The organism is Ideonella sp. WA131b, from assembly GCA_023657425.1.
Lineage (GTDB): Bacteria > Pseudomonadota > Gammaproteobacteria > Burkholderiales > Burkholderiaceae_C > Rubrivivax.
In genome coordinates this window covers 694515-713539 of sequence record JAGTJW010000001.1, presented here as the reverse complement: position 1 = coordinate 713539, position 19025 = coordinate 694515, and the positions used below count along the sequence as shown (strand labels likewise).

Below are 19025 nucleotides of genomic sequence, written 5' to 3'. Positions count from 1 at the left end.
CGCCCCTGAGCGGGTGCATCGATCGAAGTGTTCTATGCTCCCGATTCGAACGGATGAGAATCGCATGTCAGACCTGAGCGAGCCGCTCGACCTCTTGGTGGTGGACCGCTATCCCACGTTCTCGGGGATGTTGCGCGAAGCTGCCCTCTATGCAGACGCGCCGACCGCGCTGCGCCACGAGGTCGACGGGCACATGGCGCTGGCTTCAGCCGCGCGCAAGATGCCCGATGTGGTGATGCTGTCGCGCGATCTCACCGACCCCGCCCCGGAGCAGTGGACCGTCGCCTTCCGCAAGCTGTTCCCCGAGAGCCGGACCAAGATCTTCGTCGTCAACGTCTCCCAGGCCACGACGGAGCTGCGCTCGCCCACGAGCGAGACGCAATTGCTGGTCGTGAACAGCTCCGGCGTTGCGCTGGACTGCCTGGAGTGGGTGCGGGAGCAGGCCGATCCACCGAGCACGGGCTGCCTGCTCTCGGTGCACCAGGCCTTGCGCCTGCGCGACTACCGGACGCCGCCGCGGGAGCTGCGGACGATACGCAACCTCTGCAGGCTGGCCACGCTGCGCGACACGCCGTCGGCCAGCCACACCACCCGCGTGGCGAAGTACGCAGAGCGCATCGCCGCGCGGCTGGGCATGCCGGAGCCGGCCACGGAGGCCCTGGGGCTGGCGTCCATGTTGCATGACATCGGACACATCGCCGTGCCAGAGTCGGTCCTGCGCAAGGTCGGCCCGCTGTCCGTCGAAGAGGCCGAGGTGATGAAGTCGCATGCGCGGGCCGGCCAATCCATCCTGTCCGCCCATGAAGGCATCACCTTTGCCCTGGCCGCCGAGGTTGCCCGCTCGCATCACGAGCAGTGGGACGGCCATGGCTACCCGGACGGCCTTGCTGGCGATGCGATTCCGCTGTCGGCCCGCATCGTTGCGGTCGCAGATTGCTTCGACCGGTTCATGAGCGGCCACGGCCTGGACGAGACCCGCATGGACGAAGCGCTGAATTTTCTGCGCGAGCACTCGGGGCGTCTGTTCGACCCGACGCTGGTGGCGGATCTGGCGGCCGTCATGCCGGAGATACGCCAAGTCTGGCGGCAGTATCCGGCGTCCAGCAGCAAGCACCCGCAAGCCGCCGTGAACTGGATGCCCGACCCCGTGACCTGGAGCGATCTTGGCTCGTGACGCCCTGCGGGGTGCGCATCGGCTCGCCACGCAGCGACGCCACGGCGTCCGGAGACGATGAACGACATGAACCCGAACTGGTTCCTGGCTGCGGCCGCGCTGCTGGCGGTGGCCGCTTGCACCGTGCTCTCGTGGAGGCTGTACCTGAGCCGACGTGCGGTACGAGACTTCCTCGAAGCCACGTCGGAGTTCAAGCGGTCGCTCGAACTCCTGGCGCCCGCTGAACCGGGCTCTCGAAGAGCGCCCATCGTTGCCGACGGCGCGCTGCTCGATGCGGTCAGGTCCCAGGCCGACACGCTGGTGGCGCTCAAGGACGACTCGCACAAGCTGCATGTGCTGGCCGAGGAGCTGTCGGACTTTCTGGTGGTGGCCGACCGGCAGGGCCAGGTACTGGCCGCCAACCAGGAGCTGCTGAGGGTTCTGGGCACGACCGCTGCCCGGCTCAAGGACATGCATCTTCAGGAGCTGCTCGTCCAAGGGGCCCGGCAGCCGGCGGCGGGGCAAAAGGAAAGCAATGAACGGGCGGGTTCGAGATTCGATGCGACCCTGCGCCGCCCCGAGGGCGACGACATGCCCGTCTCGGGCCGCAGCGGCTTTGTCCGGCTCAGCACCGGGCCTGTGGTCATCTACAGCTTCCGGGACCGGACCGACGAGTTCCGCGCACAGCGCACCCTGGAGGCCGCGCTGTCGGAGGCGCAGCGATCGGGCGACCTGCGCGCCCAGTTCCTGGCCAACATGAGCCACGAGATCCGCACGCCCTTGAACGGCCTGCTGGGCATGGTCGACCTTCTCGAAGACTCCACCCTCACGGCGGAGCAGCACGAAAGAGTCCGTCTGCTCAAGTCCAGCGCACGGCGGCTGATGACGCTGCTGGTGGACATTCTCGATTTCAGCAAGATCGAAGCCGGCCACATGGCGATCGAGAGCATCACCTTCGACCTGCCGGCCAAGGTGGAGCAATGCTTCAAGCTGTTCGAGCCTCTGGCGCAGAGCAAGGGCATCGATCTGCGCTTCGTGACGCGCCTGCAGCACATCTACATCACGAGCGATCCGAACCGTCTGCTTCAGGTGGTCTCCAACCTGATGGACAACGCCTTGAAGTTCACCAGGTCCGGCTCGGTCGTGCTGCGGGTGGAGACCAGCACCGACCCGGATGACGAGGACTATTGCCACACGCTGATCGTGGTGCAGGACACCGGCGTGGGCATCGACGCCTCGGCGCTGCCCAAGCTGTTCACGCCCTTCATGCAGAGCGATGAGTCGATCTCGCGCAAGTATGGCGGCACGGGCCTGGGGCTTGCGTTGTGCAGGCAGCTCGTGGAGCTCATGGGCGGCACCATTGGCGTCGAGAGCACCATCGGCGTCGGCAGCACGTTCACGGTGCGCATCCGTTCCCTGGTGGGTGTGGCCGATCGCTTCGAGGACACGGCCCCGGCGGACCCGCTCGAGGAGGCGCGGGAGGACGTCCTGGCCGGCCGTTCGGTGCTGCTGGTCGACGACAACGAAGTCAACCAGGCCCTGGTGGCCACCTGGCTGAAGAAGAGGGGCGTCAAGGTGACCCTGGCTTCCGATGGCGAGTCGGGCATCCGGCAGGCCATGAAGGAGCAGTTCGACGCCATCCTCATGGACGTGTCGATGCCGCGCCTGAGCGGCATCGACGCCACAAAGCTGCTCAGGGCCACCTCCCTGACCAACCCCCAGCGCTACGGCTACCTCCGGCGCGTGCCCATACTCGGCGTCACGGCCTATGCCATGCAGTCCGACCGCGACGCCTGCCTGGCCGCCGGGATGAATGACCACATGTCCAAGCCACTGAGCCAGCAGATCCTGATCTCGAGGCTCGCCAGCCTGATCGAGCGCGGGCTGCACCAAGCCACGAGGTGAACGTCTTGAAACCGGCGATCAACTTCAGTCTGTCGGAGCACCTGGAGATCGACCAGGCTGCGGCCTTGCGCGATCTCGATGAGGATGTGGACACCTACCGCGCGGTTTGCGCCGGGTTCGGCAGGCAGATCGACAAGGCCGTCTCCATCATCGACCAGTCGGATGCGATCGACCTGCAGCCGGTGCTGAAGTCGATTCATGAACTCATCACCTCGGCCCACATCGTCGGCGCGAAGCGGGCTTCGTCCTACCTGCGCCACTGCGAGTCGATGTTCACCTCGGGTGAGCTGGGCTATGGCGCGGGTGTCAGAACGCTGCTGCACGATGTCCGCGAAGTGCTGACCAGGCTGGGCGCGGCCCTGCCGCGTTGACGCCGCGGGCCCCGGGGGCCCGGCCGCCCGCAGCGCCGGCCGCTGGCTGTTTCTGCATGAACGTTGGGATGTCTTTATGCCCACCCTCACGACCGAACAGTTGAAGTACCGGAGCATCTCGCCCGGCGAACCCGCGCCAGGCTTCCTGGCGCGCTGCACCAGCAACGAGAAGTACACCTTCGATTCGGCGGCGGGCCGATACCTGGTCTTGTGCTTCTTCGGCTCAGCGGGCACCGAAGTGGGCCGCCGTATGCTGTCCGCCCTGGTGGCGCGCCGGGCCCTGTTCGACGACGAGCACCTCGCGTTCTTCGGCGTCAGCCAGGACCCTGAGGACGAGCGTCTGGGCCGCGTTCGCGAGATGCTGCCCGGCGTGCGCTTCTTCTGGGACACGGGCGGCGAGTTGGGCAGGCTCTATGGCGCGCTGCCGATCGAGGGCCAGGCGGGAGCGCCGGCCAGGCTGCGGCCCTTGTGGATGGTTCTCGATCCCGACCTGCGGGTGCGCCACACCCTGACGGGCCTGCAAGCGCAGGATCCTGCCCGCATCGAGACCCTCCTGGACGCCTTGCCGGCGGTCGACGGGGCGGCCGGCTATCCGATTGCGGCGCCGGTGCTGCACTTGCCGAAGGTCTTCGATGCCGATCTGTGTGCCCGCCTCATGGCCTACTACGAGCAGCATGGCGGGCAGGACAGCGGCTTCATGGTCGAGAAGGACGGCCTGACCACCTTGAAGCTGGATCACGCCTTCAAGCGGCGCATGGACCGGACGCTCGAAGCCCCTGCGCTCGTTGCCGAGGTCCAAAAGCGGGTGCGCCTGGCGATTGCACCGGAGATCCTGAAGGTCCATTGTTTCCATGCAACCCGCATGGAGCGCCATCTCATCGGGTGTTACGAAGCCGAGACGGGCGGGCACTTCCGGCCGCACCGCGACAACACCACGAAGGGTACGGCGCACCGATGCTTTGCGGTGTCCATCAATCTCAACGCCGATTTCGAGGGCGGAGAACTGCGGTTTCCGGAGTATGGAACGCGCAGCTACAAGCCGCTGCCCGGCGCGGCCGTGGTGTTCTCCTGTTCGCTGCTGCACATGGTGACGCCCGTCACGCGCGGCCGGCGTTTTGCCTTCCTGCCGTTTCTGTACGACGATGCGGCGGCGCGGCTGCGTGAGCAGAACAACGCCTATCTCGGCGAGGGCACGACGCCCTATACCCTCGTCACACCGGGTGCATTGGTTTGAACCTGCAGTGCCCGACCCAGGCAAATCCACCATCCTGTCCGCTCCCCCAGGCCCTGCGCAGTTCGCCCGCGCCGTGCATTTTTTGGCAATCCGCAGCAGCCCCAGTAGCCTAGAATGAAGGTCGGTTGCAGCCGACTTTGCTGCCTGCCTGCGCGCATCACAGCCCTGATGAAGCCCCACGGCCCGGAACCAGTCGACTTCTTTCCAGGTGAGCTCGCCCTTGCTGCGCCTCGCGGCCCAAATGGCCCCGCAGTCGGGCGAGAAACTCATCATCCGCCGCGCCTGATGTGGGCCGCAATCCCCGGCGCGCTGCCGTTCGTCTGCCCGACACGGCGATGACGTACACGCTCACCCCACGGAGCCTGGTCTCAAGCAGACCTGGGCCCCGTCCAAGAGAGAAGCCATGAGCACCAGCAAGATCACCGTTTTCACCGTCCCCACCTCCGGCGCCGACCTCGCGCTGGTGCTGCCGATCGCCTCTTCGCGCGTCGAGAAGGTCCAGATCGCCGGCACCGACATCATCCTGCTGCTGCGGGGCGGCGAGCAGATGCTGCTCAAGGGGGCGGCCCTGCAGGCGGCGCTCAATCCCGCCTTCAAGATCGTATTCTCCGACCGCGAGGCCGAGGCCTTTGAGCTGATCAACACGGCCGGCGCGGTGCAGTTCACCGAAACCAGCGCCCGATCCTTGGTGGCCAACCTGCCCGACGCCCTGCTCGAAGGCAAGGGCAAGCGGTCTGGCGTCGAGCAGTCGGACGAGGTCGCCGACCCGCGCAACCCCGACCAGAGCGGCAGCGAGTCGGCCCGCCCGGCCCAGGTGCAGGCGCCGGCGGGCATCACCCTGCCCGACCTGGGTGCCGCGTTCAGCCAGGAGGCATCGGCCCTCGACCGGCCGGCGCCGCCCTCGTTCATCGTCATCGTCACGCCGGGCTCGGACAGCAGCCCCGGCACGCCGGGCGCTCCGCCTGCTCCGCCGCCCGCGCCTGACAAGATCAGTCTGGGCACCACGGTGCGCAACCTGACCGGGGTCACCACCTCGGCCATCGAAGGCGGCGGCCTGAGCATCCAGGGCTCAGCGGGCTCGGCCGAGTCGGCCAACGATCTTTCGGCCTCGGCGCAGGCGGCGCCCGAGGTGCTCATCGGCAGCTCGGGCAACGATCTGATCGACGGCGACGGCGGCGGCAACATGGGCAGCGGCTTCGCCCGGCTGCTCACCATCCAGGCCTTGGCACGTGCCGATCTCGCCGTGTCGACCCTGACCATCTCCGGCTTGCCCAGCGACTTCGAGGTCGTGGGCGCCGTGCGCAGCGGCTCCAGCTGGCTGGTCACGCTGCCGCCGGATCTGGCCGAGCGTGGCAACACCGTCTCGCTGCTGCTCAAGTACCCGGTGGCTCCGGACGGCGTGCCCTTCGCGGAGACCGCGTTTGATCTGCGCATCACCGCCACCGGCGTGCTCGAAGGCAAGGAGATCACCGGCACCTCGTCCATCCCCGCCGTGCTGCGGGACGTGCGCTCCTCGGCAGACATGGACTACTCGGTCGCGGGCAAGAACGGCGTCGTGTTCGCCGCCTTCGGCCTGGGCGACGACATCCGCGCCGGTGCCGGCAACGACATCATCAAGGCCCTGGTCGGGCACGACCGCGTGCTCGGCGGCGATGGCGACGACAACATCGACGGTGGCGCCGGCGATGACGTGATCGAAGGCGGAGAGGGTAGCGACACCATCGACGGCGGCACCGGCATCGACACGGCCGTCTACGCGGGGTCCGACGGGGCCGTCGAGATCGACCTGCAGGCCGAAACGGCCAGCGGCGGGCATGCCGCGGGCGACACGCTGGTCAACATCGAAAACCTCACGGGCTCCGCCTACGCGGACCGCCTGGCAGGCACCGCAACGGCCAACCACCTGCAGGGCGGCGAGGGCAACGACTGGTTGATCGGCCGCGGCGGCGCCGACCGCCTGGACGGTGGCGACGGCACCGACACGGCCGACTACGCCGGCTCCGACGGCGGCGTCACGGTCAACCTGGCCGCCGGCACCGGCAGCGGCGGCGATGCCGAAGGTGACCTGCTCAGCGGCATCGAGAACCTCGTCGGCAGCGCCTTCAACGACGTGCTCACGGGCTCGGCGGTGGCCAACACGCTCGACGGTGCCGCCGGCAACGACACCCTGCAAGGCGGCGCGGGCGCCGACGTGCTCATGGGCGGCGCCGGCACCGACACGGCCAGCTACAGCGCCTCGGCGCTCGGCGTCGTGGTCAGCCTGCAGTCCGGCCGCGGCTCGGCGGGCGACGCGTCGGGCGACCTGCTGCAGGAGATCGAGAGCCTGACCGGATCGCGCCACAACGACGAGCTCGTTGGCGACGAGCTGGCGAACCGGCTTGACGGCGGGCTCGGCGACGACCTGCTCGAGGGCGGGGCCGGCGCCGACGAGCTCGTCGGCGGCGATGGCAGTGATACGGCCGGCTACGCGCACGCGCTCACCGCCCTCATCGTGAGCCTGGCGGACGCCAGCCTGAACACCGGCGATGCCGTCGGCGACACCTACAGCGGCATCGAGAACCTCGAAGGCTCCGAGTTCGACGACACGCTGCTGGGCGACGCCGCCGACAACACCCTGTGGGGCAACCCGGGCAACGACCAGCTCTCGGGTGCTGCGGGCGCCGACGTGCTGCTCGGTGGCGCCGGCAGCGACCAGCTCGACGGCGGCGACGGCGTCGACACCGCATCGTATGCGGGCTCCTCTCAAGGGGTCGCGGTCAGCCTCGTGGCCGGCGCAGCCGGCCAGGGCGGAGACGCCGAAGGCGACATCCTGGAGCGCATCGAGAACCTGCTCGGTTCGCGCTTCAGCGACCGGCTGCTCGGCGATGCCGCCGCCAACCGCCTCGACGGTGGGCGCGGCAGCGACACGCTGATCGGCGGCGCCGGTGCCGACCAGCTCGTCGGCGGCGACGGCAGCGACACCATCGACTACTCCGGCAGCGCCGCCGTCACGATCAACCTGGGCGCCTCCACCGCCTCAGGGGGTGACGCCCAGGGCGACACCTTCGAGTCCATCGAGAACGTCGTGGGCAGCGCGGAAGATGACCGCATCACGGGTGACGGGGCCGCCAACATCCTGGACGGCAGGGGGGGTGCCGACACCCTCACCGGTCTGCTGGGCGACGACACCTATCTCGTCGACAACGTGTCCGACGCGGTGGTCGAAACCGCCAATGCGGGCGCCGACACGGTCATCGCCTCGGTCAGCCACACCCTGTCGGCCCACGTCGAGAACCTCACGCTGACGGGCGACGCCGACCTCAACGGCACCGGCAACGCGCTTGCCAACCGGCTGGTGGGCAATGCCGGCGCCAACCGGCTCGACGGCGGCGCCGGCGCCGACACCCTGGAGGGCCTTGGCGGCGACGACGTGTACATCGTCGACGACGCGGGCGACACCGTGCTGGAGGCGGCCGGCCTAGGCAACGACACCGTTCGGGCCAGCGTCAGCCAAGTGCTGTCGGCCAACGTCGAAAACCTCGAGCTCACCGGCACCGCCGACATCGCCGGCACCGGCAACGCGCTCGCCAACCGCATCACCGGCAATGCCGGCAACAACCTGATCGACGGTGGCCTCGGGGCCGACACCCTGGCGGGCGGCGATGGCGACGACACCTACGTCGTCGACAGCAGCCTGGACAAGGTGGAGGAAGCGGACGACGCCGGCACCGACACGGTGCGATCCGCGGTCACGTATGCCCTGGGTGCGGCGCTGGAGAACCTCGTCCTGACCGGCACGGGCGACATCGACGCCACGGGCAACGCCCGGGCCAACCAGCTCAGCGGCAACGCGGGCAACAACCGGCTCGACGGCGGGGGCGGTGCCGACACGATGGCCGGCGGGCTCGGTGACGACACCTACGTGGTGGACGCCGCCGGGGATCTGGTCACCGAAGCCGAGGGCGCCGGCCTGGATGCCGTGTTCTCCAGCGTCAGCTACAGCCTGACGGCCCATGTCGAGGAGCTGACACTGCTGGGTTCTGCCAGCACCAACGGCACCGGCAACGAATTGGCCAACACGCTCATCGGCAACAGTGGGAACAACACCCTTGACGGCGGCGCAGACGCCGACCGCATGGAGGGTGGTGCGGGCGACGACACCTACCTGGTCGACCACAGCGGCGACCTCGCCTTGGAGGATTCGAACTCCGGCACCGATACGGTCCGCTCCAGCGTCAGCTACGTGCTCCGCGACAACTTCGAGAACCTGGTGCTCACGGGCTCGGACAACATCAACGGAACGGGCAACAGCGCCGACAACCGCATCACCGGCAACGCCGCCAGCAACGTGCTCGATGGCCAAGGTGGCGCCGACATCATGGAGGGTGGGCGCGGCAACGACACCTACATCGTGGACGCGGCCGGTGACGCGGTGTCGGAGTCCTTGGGCGAAGGGACGGACACCGTGGTGGCTTCGGTGTCCTACGCGCTCTCAGCCAACGTGGAGAACCTGGAACTGAGTGCTGGGGCAGGTGACATCAGCGGCACCGGCAACCAACTGGCCAACAGCCTGAAGGGCAACGAAGGCCACAACCGGCTGGATGGGGCTCAGGGTGCGGATGTCCTGGAAGGTGGGCGCGGTGACGATGTCTACGTGGTGGATGACGTGGGCGACATCATTGTCGAGTCCGGCAACGGGGGCAGGGACCGCGTGGAGAGTTCGGTCTCCTACACGCTGGTCAACAACCTTGAGGAACTCACGCTCACGGGCACGGCCAGCATCAATGCCACTGGCAACAGCGGCGCCAACCGGCTGGTCGGCAATGAGGCTGCCAACCTCCTGGACGGCCGTGGCGGCACCGACACCATGCAGGGCGGCGATGGTGACGACACCTACGGCGTTGACGACGAGAAGGATGTCGTCATTGAACTGCTGGACGAGGGAACGGATGTTGTCCAGGCATCGGTGAGCTACGCCCTGCCCGGCAACGTCGAGGACCTGGTGCTCGCTGCCGGCGCTGGCGACCTGGAGGGCCGCGGCAACAGCGCCGCCAACACCCTCACCGGCAACGACGGCAACAACCTGCTGGACGGTGGCGGCGGCCGCGACGTGCTGGTCGGTGGTGACGGCAGCGACACCTACGAGGTCGACAACGCGCAGGACCTTGTCATCGAGTCGGAAAGTGAAGGCACGGACCTGGTTCGCGCCAGCGTCAGCTACAAGCTCAGCCCCAACGTCGAGAACCTGACGCTCACCGGCAGCCAGGACATCGACGGCACCGGCAACCAATTGGCCAACCGGCTCATCGGCAACAGCGGCGCCAACCTGCTCGACGGTGGTGCTGCGGCCGACTACATGGAAGGCGGCGAAGGAAACGACATCTATCTCGTGGACAACGCTGGCGACGCCGTGGCTGAGGACGCCGGTGGCGGCCTGGACACCGTTCGCAGCCGAGTCACCTACACCTTGACCGATCAGGTCGAGAACCTGGAGCTCCTCGGGTCCCTCAGCATCAACGCCACGGGCAACAAGCTGAACAACCAGATCACCGGCAACGACGGCGCCAACGTGATCGACGGTGGCCAGGGCGCAGACGGCATGGCCGGGGGTGCTGGGGACGACACCTATGTGGTCGACAACGAAGGCGATGTGGTCAGCGAGGCCGCCAGCAAGGGCATCGACACGGTGCAGTCCAGCATTGACTACACGCTGGTGCCTGAGGTCGAGAACCTGGTTCTGACCGGCAATGCCGTCTTCGGCACCGGCAACGCGCTGAACAACCACATCACCGTGACCGGTGTCGCGCGCGCCAACGTGCTGGATGGTGGCTTGGGCGCAGACAGCATGGAAGGCGGCGGCGGCAACGACACCTACTACGTGAACGACACCGGCGACCAGGTGATCGAAGAGCAGCAGGGCGGCATGGACACCGTGTTTGCTTCTGTCAGCCATACGCTGGGCAGCTTCGTCGAGAACCTCACGCTCACGGGCACGGCCGCCATCGATGGCACCGGCAGCAGCGTCAGCAACCAGATCTTCGGCAACAGTGCCGACAACGTGATCGACGGGGGCGGTGGCGCAGACGTGCTGGTGGGTGGCGCCGGGAACGACACCTACCATGTGGATGACGCCAACGACTCCGTGGTGGAGGGCGACGCCCCCGACGGGGGCAACGACAGTGTGCTGGCGTCGATCAGCTATACCCTGGGCTCGGGCGTCGAGGTGTTGAAGCTGGCGGGTGTGGCCAACCTGAACGGCACAGGCAACGCAGCCGCCAACATGCTTGTTGGCAATGACGGCAACAACCAGCTGGACGGCGGCCTGGGCGACGACGTCATGGATGGCGGCGCCGGTGACGACACCTACCTGGTGGACAGCGCCGCCGATGTGGTGGTGGAAAGCGTCAACCGGGGCAATGACCGCGTGCGAGCGCAGATCAGCTACAGCATTGCCTACAACGACAACATCGAGCGCCTGGAACTGGAGGGGACCAACAACCTCAACGGCACCGGCAACTTAAGCGCCAACGTCATCGTCGGCAACCTCGGCAACAACATCCTGAACGGTGGCGGCGGCTCTGGCGACGTGCTCATGGGCGGGGCCGGGAACGACACCTACATCGTCACGGTGGCGAACACGACGCTGACCGAGCTGTCCGGCCAGGGCACCGACACCGTGCAGTCCGGCGTCAGCTGGGTGATGACGGACAACTTGGAAATCCTGGAACTCACCGGCAGCGACGCCATCGACGGCACCGGCAATGCGGCCAACAACGTGATTCTCGGCAATGCCGCCGCCAACACGCTGGACGGCGGGTTGGGCGACGACATCCTGACCGGCGGCTTGGGTGACGACACCTATGTGGTGGACTCCACGGGCGACAAGATCTCCGAAAGCGCCGGCGGCGGCAACGACACCGTGCGGTCCTTCATCAGCTGGACCTTGGCCACCGATTTCGAGAACCTCACCCTCACGGGCAGTGACGCCATCGATGGCACCGGCAACAGTGCCGCGAACAAGCTGCTGGGCAACGAAGCAGACAACAGGCTGGACGGCGGCTTGGGCGCAGACCGCATGGAGGGGCTGGGTGGCAATGACACCTATGTCGTCGATGACGCCGGTGACCTGGTGGTGGAGGACTTCGGTGGCGGTACGGCAGACCGGGTGCTTGCGTTCTTCAGCTACCAGCTCACGGCCAACGTCGAGAACCTCGAACTGCAGGGTTCTGCAGACCTCGCCGGCACCGGCAACAGCCAGAACAACACCATCCAGGGCAACAGCGGCAACAACACGCTCAACGGCGGCACGGGTGCCGACCTGCTGATGGGTGGCCAGGGTGACGACACCTACATCGTCGACAACGCTGGCGACAGTGTCATCGAGACCAGCCTCGCCGACCGCGACATCGTGCGGGCCTCCGTCAGCTACACCCTGGGCAACAACCTCGAGGAGCTGGTGCTCACCGACACGGGCGACATCAACGCCACCGGCAATGCCTTGGCCAACCGCCTTGAAGGCAACGACGGCAAGAACGTTCTGGATGGTGGCCAGGGCAACGACACCCTGGTTGGTGGCCTGGGCGACGACACCTACGTTGTGGATTCCTCTGGCGACATCATCGACGAACAGCCGGGCCAGGGCTCGGACACTGTGGTCTCCTCCGCCAGCTACATCCTGGTGGGCAGCCTCGAGAACCTGACCCTCAGCGGCACGGGCGACTTCAGCGCCACTGGCACCGACCAAAACAACGTCATCAAGGGCAACGTCGGCAACAACATCATCGACGGCAAGGCCGGTGCCGACACGATGAGCGGCGACGCTGGCGACGACAGCTACTACGTCGACGACGCCGGCGACAGCGCCCTGGAGACCGAAGGGGCCGGCACCGACACCGTCTACAGCTCGGTTACCCACACGCTGTCCGTGAACGTCGAGAACCTGGTGCTGCTGGGCACCGCCAACCTCAACGGCACGGGCAACGACCTGTCCAACGTCATCACGGGCACGATGGGCAACAACGTGCTGGATGGCAAGGGTGGTGCCGACACCCTGGAGGGCGGCATCGGCAGCGACACCTACATCGTCGACAACCCCGGCGACCAGACCCAGGAGAACCCCGGTGCCGGTACCGACCTGGTGATGTCCAGCGTCCACTGGACGCTGGCGGCCAACGTCGAAAACCTGGTGCTCACGGGCACTGCGCCCATCAACGGCACGGGCCATGCCGGTGCCAACCAGATCACGGGCAACAGTGGTGCCAATGTGCTCAACGGCGCGGGCGGCTTCGACACCATCGATGCCGGCGCGGGGAACGACCGCATCATCCTGGGTGACACCGCCTTCAACACCGCCAGTGGCGGCCAGGGGTTTGACACCGTGGCGCTCGACCGCGCCGGCATCACCAACCTGAGCCAGCTCGCAGGCAAGGTCACCAACGTCGAGCGGCTGGACTTCGCAGGCTACACGCTGCCGGCCGGCTCGCCTTCTGCTGCGGCCAGCAGCGTGCGCATCACTGCGGATGCGCTCAACAACCACGGCCTGGTGGGCGCCGAAGGCGGCGGCAGGCTGGAGATCGTCGGTGACGGCACCGGCAGCACGGCAGGGCGCGACGTTGTGCTGCTGCGCATGGCGGAGTTCAGCAACCTCTTCAACAACACCGCCCCTGAAACCACCCTGTCGGACGGCACCAGCGGCCGCTTCTTCGGCGCCCTGGGCGCTGCGGGGGTTTCGCTGGCGGTAAGCAACAACCTGCTGGTGTTGCCGGACACAATCGACCTCACCACCCATTGGGGCGTGAACTTCATCACCAGTGCGCCGCCCAGCGTGATCAACGGCATGTCGGGCATCATCACCTGGCTGGACGCGCGCGATCTCGATGGCGACAGCTTTCAGGAAGGAACGCTCGAGTCCGGCCTGACGCTCCAGCCGGACGGCTCCTACTCCGTGGACACCTGGAGAGACAAGAGCGGCAACGGCGTCACCTTCACCGCCTTTAACGGCGCCAGCTGGCGGCCCACCTGGCAGGCGGCGGGGGTCACCGGCCAGGCGGCAGTGCGCTTTGACGGCAGCGACCAACTCGCCTCGTCCCTGAACATCACGAGTTCGACCTACACCGTCATTGCCGTCAACCAGCTCACCCAGATTGACGGTGTGACAGACGCGGAGCGGCTGGTCAGCTCGCGCAATGTCAACTGGCTCATGGGTTACTGGGGGAATTCGGAGGACAAGTTCCACGGCCAGAATTGGGTCACCGGCTTCACCTCCAACACCGGGGTCGTCTTCAACACCACGCGCGTGCATGCGGCGGTGGCCCAGGATGCTCAGGGCAGCTTTTTCCGCGATGGCCAGTTGCTGACGCCTTACGGCCAGGTCATCGGGGGCCCCGGCCAAATCTCGCTGGGCGCCTACAACAACGGCTGGGAGGCCTCCAGGGGCGAGGTGCAGGAACTGCTGGTCTTCAACCGGGCCTTGAGCGCTCTGGAAGTGGCCCAGGTCAGCGCCGAACTGCAGCGCAAGTGGGGCCCGGGTTCGGTGGTGGATATGCCCGGCTACAACCCGGCTCTGGGGGCCATCGGCTTTGACCCCACCTGGCAACAGGCGCCCATGTTGTTTGGCGACACCACCGCAAACCTGAACGACACACTCACCGCCAGTTACGGCACGGCGCCGGTGCGTGGCACCGGCAAGTTCGACATCATCCTGCTCGGCGGCGCCGGCAACGACATACTCAATGGCGGTGACCGAAACGACGCGCTCATCGGCCACACGGGCGATGACAGGCTGGTCGGTGGCGCCGGCACCAACTACCTGGCCGGCGGCGACGGCAACGACACCTACGTGGTCAGTTCCGCCACCGATGTGGTGGACGAAGGCTCTGGCGCCTCCGCTGGTGCGGCAGACGTGGTGCAGGCTTCCGTGACGTTCGGTTTGCCCACCAACGTCGAGAACCTGCTGCTCACGGGCTCAGCCGCCATCAACGGCTACGGCAACGCCAGCGCCAACGTGATCACTGGCAACTCGGCCAACAACTCTCTGGCGGGTGCCGAAGGCAACGACACGATCTCGGGCGGGGCCGGCAATGACACGCTGGACGGTGGCAGCGGCGCCGACATACTGGCAGGCGGGTCAAATGACGACGCCTACTACGTGGACAACACCGCCGACACGGTGGTCGAAAACGCCGGCGAAGGCACCGACCTGGTGTACACCTTGGTCAACTTGAGCGTGCCGGCCCACGTCGAACAGATCGTGCCTATCGGCCCAACGGCCCTCACCATTGACGGCGGTGAAGGCAGTGTCGCCGCCACGTGGTTCCGCCTTTTCCCGTGGCAAAGCCTCAACGTCACCCACACCTTCATCGGCCGTGGGGGTAACGACACTTACAGCATCGAGGGCACCACCGCCGTGATGCCGACCATCGTGGAAGTCAACGGCACCGCTGACGGCATTGACACGGTGTCGTTCAATACCTTCGACAGGGCAATGACCTACACGCTGCCGGACAACGTCGAGAACCTGGACCTCAACGGGTCGTCTCGGGTGAACGCCATGGGCAACGCGGGCAACAACTGGATCAGGGGGACTTCGGGAAGCAGCATCGGGTACTCAGGCGGCAACCCAACCACTCTGGCGGGCGGCCTGGGCAGCGACACCTACCGCGTGCAGACCGTCTTCACCGCCGTGCAGGAAGTGGACAACAGCCTGGCGCCGGGTGACGTGGACACGGTGGAAGCCCAATTCGGCTACCGCTTGCCGGTGAACGTGGAGAACCTTACGCTGGTGGCCGGTGTGTTGCCAGGCCGCTGGGGGAGCATGGACGCCTTTGGCAATGCGGCCAACAACACCATCACCGGCAACGAGCAAAACAACGTGCTGCACGGCGGCGGTGGTACCGACACGCTGGCCGGCGGTGCCGGTGACGACGTCTACGTCATCGACGACGCCACCGACACCGTCACCGGTGAAACCGCCGGTGTGGACACCATCCGCACCAACCTGGGCAGCATCGACCTGACCGCCCCGCGTTACGCCAACGTCGAGAACGTGGAGTTCACCGGCACCAGCGGCGCCACGGCCAATGGCAGCACGGCGGCCAATCTGCTGGCCGGCACCGCGGGCAACGACAGCCTGAACGGCAACATCGGGGACGACGTGCTCTACGGCTGCGGCGGCACGGACACCCTGGCGGGCGGCGACGGCAACGACCAGTTGCGTTCCGGCTTCCGCCAGCTGCCCGAACAGCCCTGGCTGGCGGGCGGCCCGGTGGCCGGCCTGCGCATGGACTTCCAAACGCTGCCCCAAAGCACCGTGGCCGTCTCGGCCTACACCGTCTACAACGGGGGTTTGAACTACCAGGTGGCCTCCGGTGTGGCCCCGGTTGCGGGCCTGCCCACCGAAGGCTACAGGGTTTGGCTCTCGGGCAACCTGCTCATCAGCGAGTCGGGCTGGTACACCTTCCGCGCGCCAGTGCAGGGCTCTGCTTTCAGTCTGACCGTGGGCGGTCTGCGCGTCACCGAAGGCACGGCGGACGGCCTTGCGGTGAGCCTCTCACGCCCGATGTGGTTGGAGGCGGGTTCTGCCTTCATCACCGTGCCGATCTCGGACCGGACTGGAAACCCCCTGTCGGTCGACATCAGCTGGCAGCGCAACGACACCGCCGACGCACCGATTGTTGACGCGGCCTTTGTGCCAGTACCCGCTGCCAACCTGAGCTACGGCCGCGCCGTGCCGGTGGACACGCAAGGCGACACGCTGCAAGGCGGGGCCGGCAACGACTACCTCGAAGGCGCGGGCGGCACGGACACCCTCGTGGGCGGCACGGGCAACGACACCTACGTGGTGCAGTCCAATGCCGACATCGTCACGGAGTTGGCCGGCGACAGCGAAGGCACGGCCGACACGCTGATGGCCACCTCCGGCCTGAACCTGGATCTTTCGCAGGCCGCCTACGCCAACATCGAGAACCTCACGCTCATTGGCCCGGGTGCGCAGAACGGCACCGGCAGCAATGGCAACAACGTGCTGACGGGCACGCGTTTTGAGAACGTGCTCTCGGGCCTGGGTGGCAACGACACGCTGCACGGCAACGGCGGCATCGACACGCTGAACGGCGGCCAGGGTGACGACGTGCTGGAAGCCGCCAGTGGCAGCACGCTCAACGGCGACGAAGGCAACGACACGCTGCGCGTGCTGGACCCCTGGACGCCGGACCAGCTGGGTGCAGGCCGCCTGGCCGTGTGGCTGGACGGCGCCGACGCCGACGGCGACGGCGTGCGCGAAGGCATGGCCGAAGGCGGCCTGAACGGCAACCGCCTTTCGCTGTGGGTGGACAAAAGCGGCAATGGCCGCAACGGCGAGGTTTACGGCGAGCTTCAGGCGCCCACGCTGGTGCAGAACGCCATCAACGGGCTGCCGGTGGTGCGCTTTGACGGCGGGGACGACTACATCGTCGTCAACGGGGTGCCGTCGTCCAGCTCGCAGATCCAGAGCCTGTTCTGGGTGCAGAACACCACCGACACCGGTTACCTGATGGGCAGCAACCAAGGCGGTTCTACTGGCTATATGTTGGCTGCGCAGAATGGCAGCACCCAGACCGATGTGAATGGGGGCGGCTACGGCGCGTTCAGCACGTTCTGGAAAGACGGTGTGGCGACCACCTGGGCCACCCGGGGGGCGGTTTACTCGGCACTCAACAACATCACCACCACCGTCGCTGCCGTGAACCAGCCTCTGACGCTGGGTGGCGGTTTGCAGTTCGGCTTTGCCAGCAACAACAGCAGCGCCCTACTTGGAACGGCCAACGGCTCGAGTTATGGCGGGTCCATCCCGGAGATCATCCTGGTCTCGGGCACGATGGGCACCACCGAACGCCAGTTCGTGGAAGGCTACCTGGCCTGGAAGTGGGGCCACCAGGCGCTGCTGCCGGCAGACCACCCCTACCGCAATGCGGCGCCGCAGTTGGCCACCACCACCCTGGGCGCCACGCTCAACGGCGGTGATGGCAACGACAACCTGACCGGCGGCATGAATGGCGACACGCTCAATGGCGGCACCGGGGCCGACACCATGGCGGGCGGCGCCGGCAACGACACCTACGTGGTGGACGATGCGGGCGACTCGCTGACCGAAGCCGCCAACGCCGGCACCGACACGGTGCAAAGCAGCATCGGCCACACGCTGGGCAACCACGTGGAGAACCTGGTGCTCACCGGCAGCGCCAACCTCAATGGCACCGGCAACGCGGCCGACAACAGCCTCACCGGCAACACCGGGGCCAACCTGCTGCAGGGCCTGGGCGGCAACGACACGCTCAACGGCGGCGCGGGTGCCGACCAGATGGAAGGCGGCACCGGCAACGACACCTACGTGGTGGACCACGCCCTCGACCTGGTGGTGGAGCCATCCGGCGCCGACGGCGGCCTTGACCTGGTGCAGGCCGCCATCAGCTACACGCTGCCCGGCCTGGTGGAGAACCTCACGCTCACCGGCACGGCGGCCAACGGCACGGGCAACGAGCTGGCCAACACCATCGTGGGCAACGCCGCCGCCAACGTGCTCGACGGCCTCGGCGGCGCCGACACGATGCGCGGCATGGGCGGTGACGACACCTACTGGGTGGACGGCACCGGCGGCGTCGTCGACGTCGTCGACGAGACCAGCGGCGGGGTCGATCAAGGCGGCAACGACCAGGTGCGCAGCAGCGTCAGCTACACCCTGCCCAGCTTCGTGGAGCACCTGGTGCTGACCGGCGGCGCCAGCAACAACGCCACCGGCAACGCCACGGCCAACGTGCTGGAGGGCAACGACGGCAACAACCAGCTCAACGGGCTCGGCGGCGACGACACGATGACCGGCGGCCTTGGCAACGACACGCTCGATGGCGGCGCGGGCAACGACCAGCTCGAAGGCGGTTCCGGCAACGACATCCTGGTGGGCGGAGGAGGTGTGGACACCCTGCTGGGCGGAGCGGGCAACGACCGGCTGGCGTTCGACGCGCAGACCCACATCGCCCAGGCGGACGGCGGCACCGGCGACGATGTGCTGGCCCTCAGCACCGTGGGCGGCGCGCTGGACCTGGCCACCCTGGTGGGCCGGGTGACAGGCATCGAGGCCCTTGAACTGCGGGACGAGCAGGACAGCGACATCCTCTTGGATGCCGCCACGCTGTCGGCCATGACGGACAGCCGCGCAGACCTGGTGCTGTATCTGGACGATGGCGACACCTTGACCATCCAGTCGCCCTACGAAGTCACCGGCTCGGGCATCGACAGCAACACCGGCCAGGCCTACACCTCTTACCGGCTCTTCACAGGAGAACAGCAAAGCGGCACCTTGCACGTCTACGTGCCGCCCGGCCAGCCCGGCCCTTGAGCCACTGAAGCG

At 67.3% G+C, this 19025-nt stretch carries 5 protein-coding genes; all 5 read left to right on the top strand.

Going from position 1 to position 19025, the window contains the following annotated elements:
• Positions 1 to 64 precede the first annotated feature (64 nt).
• The 5 genes from KA711_03325 to KA711_03305 all read left to right on the top strand — a co-directional run bounded on the left by KA711_03325 (position 65) and on the right by KA711_03305 (position 19013).
• Entirely contained in the window at positions 65 to 1174 is a 1110-nt protein-coding gene (locus tag KA711_03325; protein ID MCM0608014.1) for an HD domain-containing protein, read from the top strand.
• Positions 1175 to 1240: 66 nt separating this feature from the next.
• Positions 1241 to 3058: a response regulator gene (locus KA711_03320; GenBank protein ID MCM0608013.1), complete on the top strand. Its 1818-nt coding sequence runs from the start codon at positions 1241 to 1243 to the stop codon at positions 3056 to 3058.
• Positions 3059 to 3063: 5 nt separating this feature from the next.
• Complete coding sequence (locus KA711_03315) at positions 3064 to 3429, top strand: hypothetical protein (protein ID MCM0608012.1); 366 nt, start codon at positions 3064 to 3066, stop codon at positions 3427 to 3429.
• Between the two features lie 76 nt (positions 3430 to 3505).
• Entirely contained in the window at positions 3506 to 4663 is a 1158-nt protein-coding gene (locus tag KA711_03310) for a 2OG-Fe(II) oxygenase (GenBank protein ID MCM0608011.1), read from the top strand.
• A 403-nt stretch (positions 4664 to 5066) separates the two neighbouring features.
• Positions 5067 to 19013, top strand: a complete 13947-nt coding sequence (locus KA711_03305; protein MCM0608010.1) for a hypothetical protein — start codon at positions 5067 to 5069, stop codon at positions 19011 to 19013.
• The last annotated feature ends 12 nt before the right edge of the window (positions 19014 to 19025 follow it).

Excerpts from the sequence above, each read along its gene's own strand:
- KA711_03320 (MCM0608013.1), top strand. The coding sequence starts at position 1,241 with ATGAACCCGAACTGGTTCCTGGCTGCGGCCGCGCTGCTGGCGGTGGCC.
- KA711_03325 (MCM0608014.1), top strand. The coding sequence starts at position 65 with ATGTCAGACCTGAGCGAGCCGCTCGACCTCTTGGTGGTGGACCGCTAT.
- KA711_03310 (MCM0608011.1), top strand. The coding sequence starts at position 3,506 with ATGCCCACCCTCACGACCGAACAGTTGAAGTACCGGAGCATCTCGCCC.
- KA711_03305 (MCM0608010.1), top strand. The coding sequence starts at position 5,067 with ATGAGCACCAGCAAGATCACCGTTTTCACCGTCCCCACCTCCGGCGCC.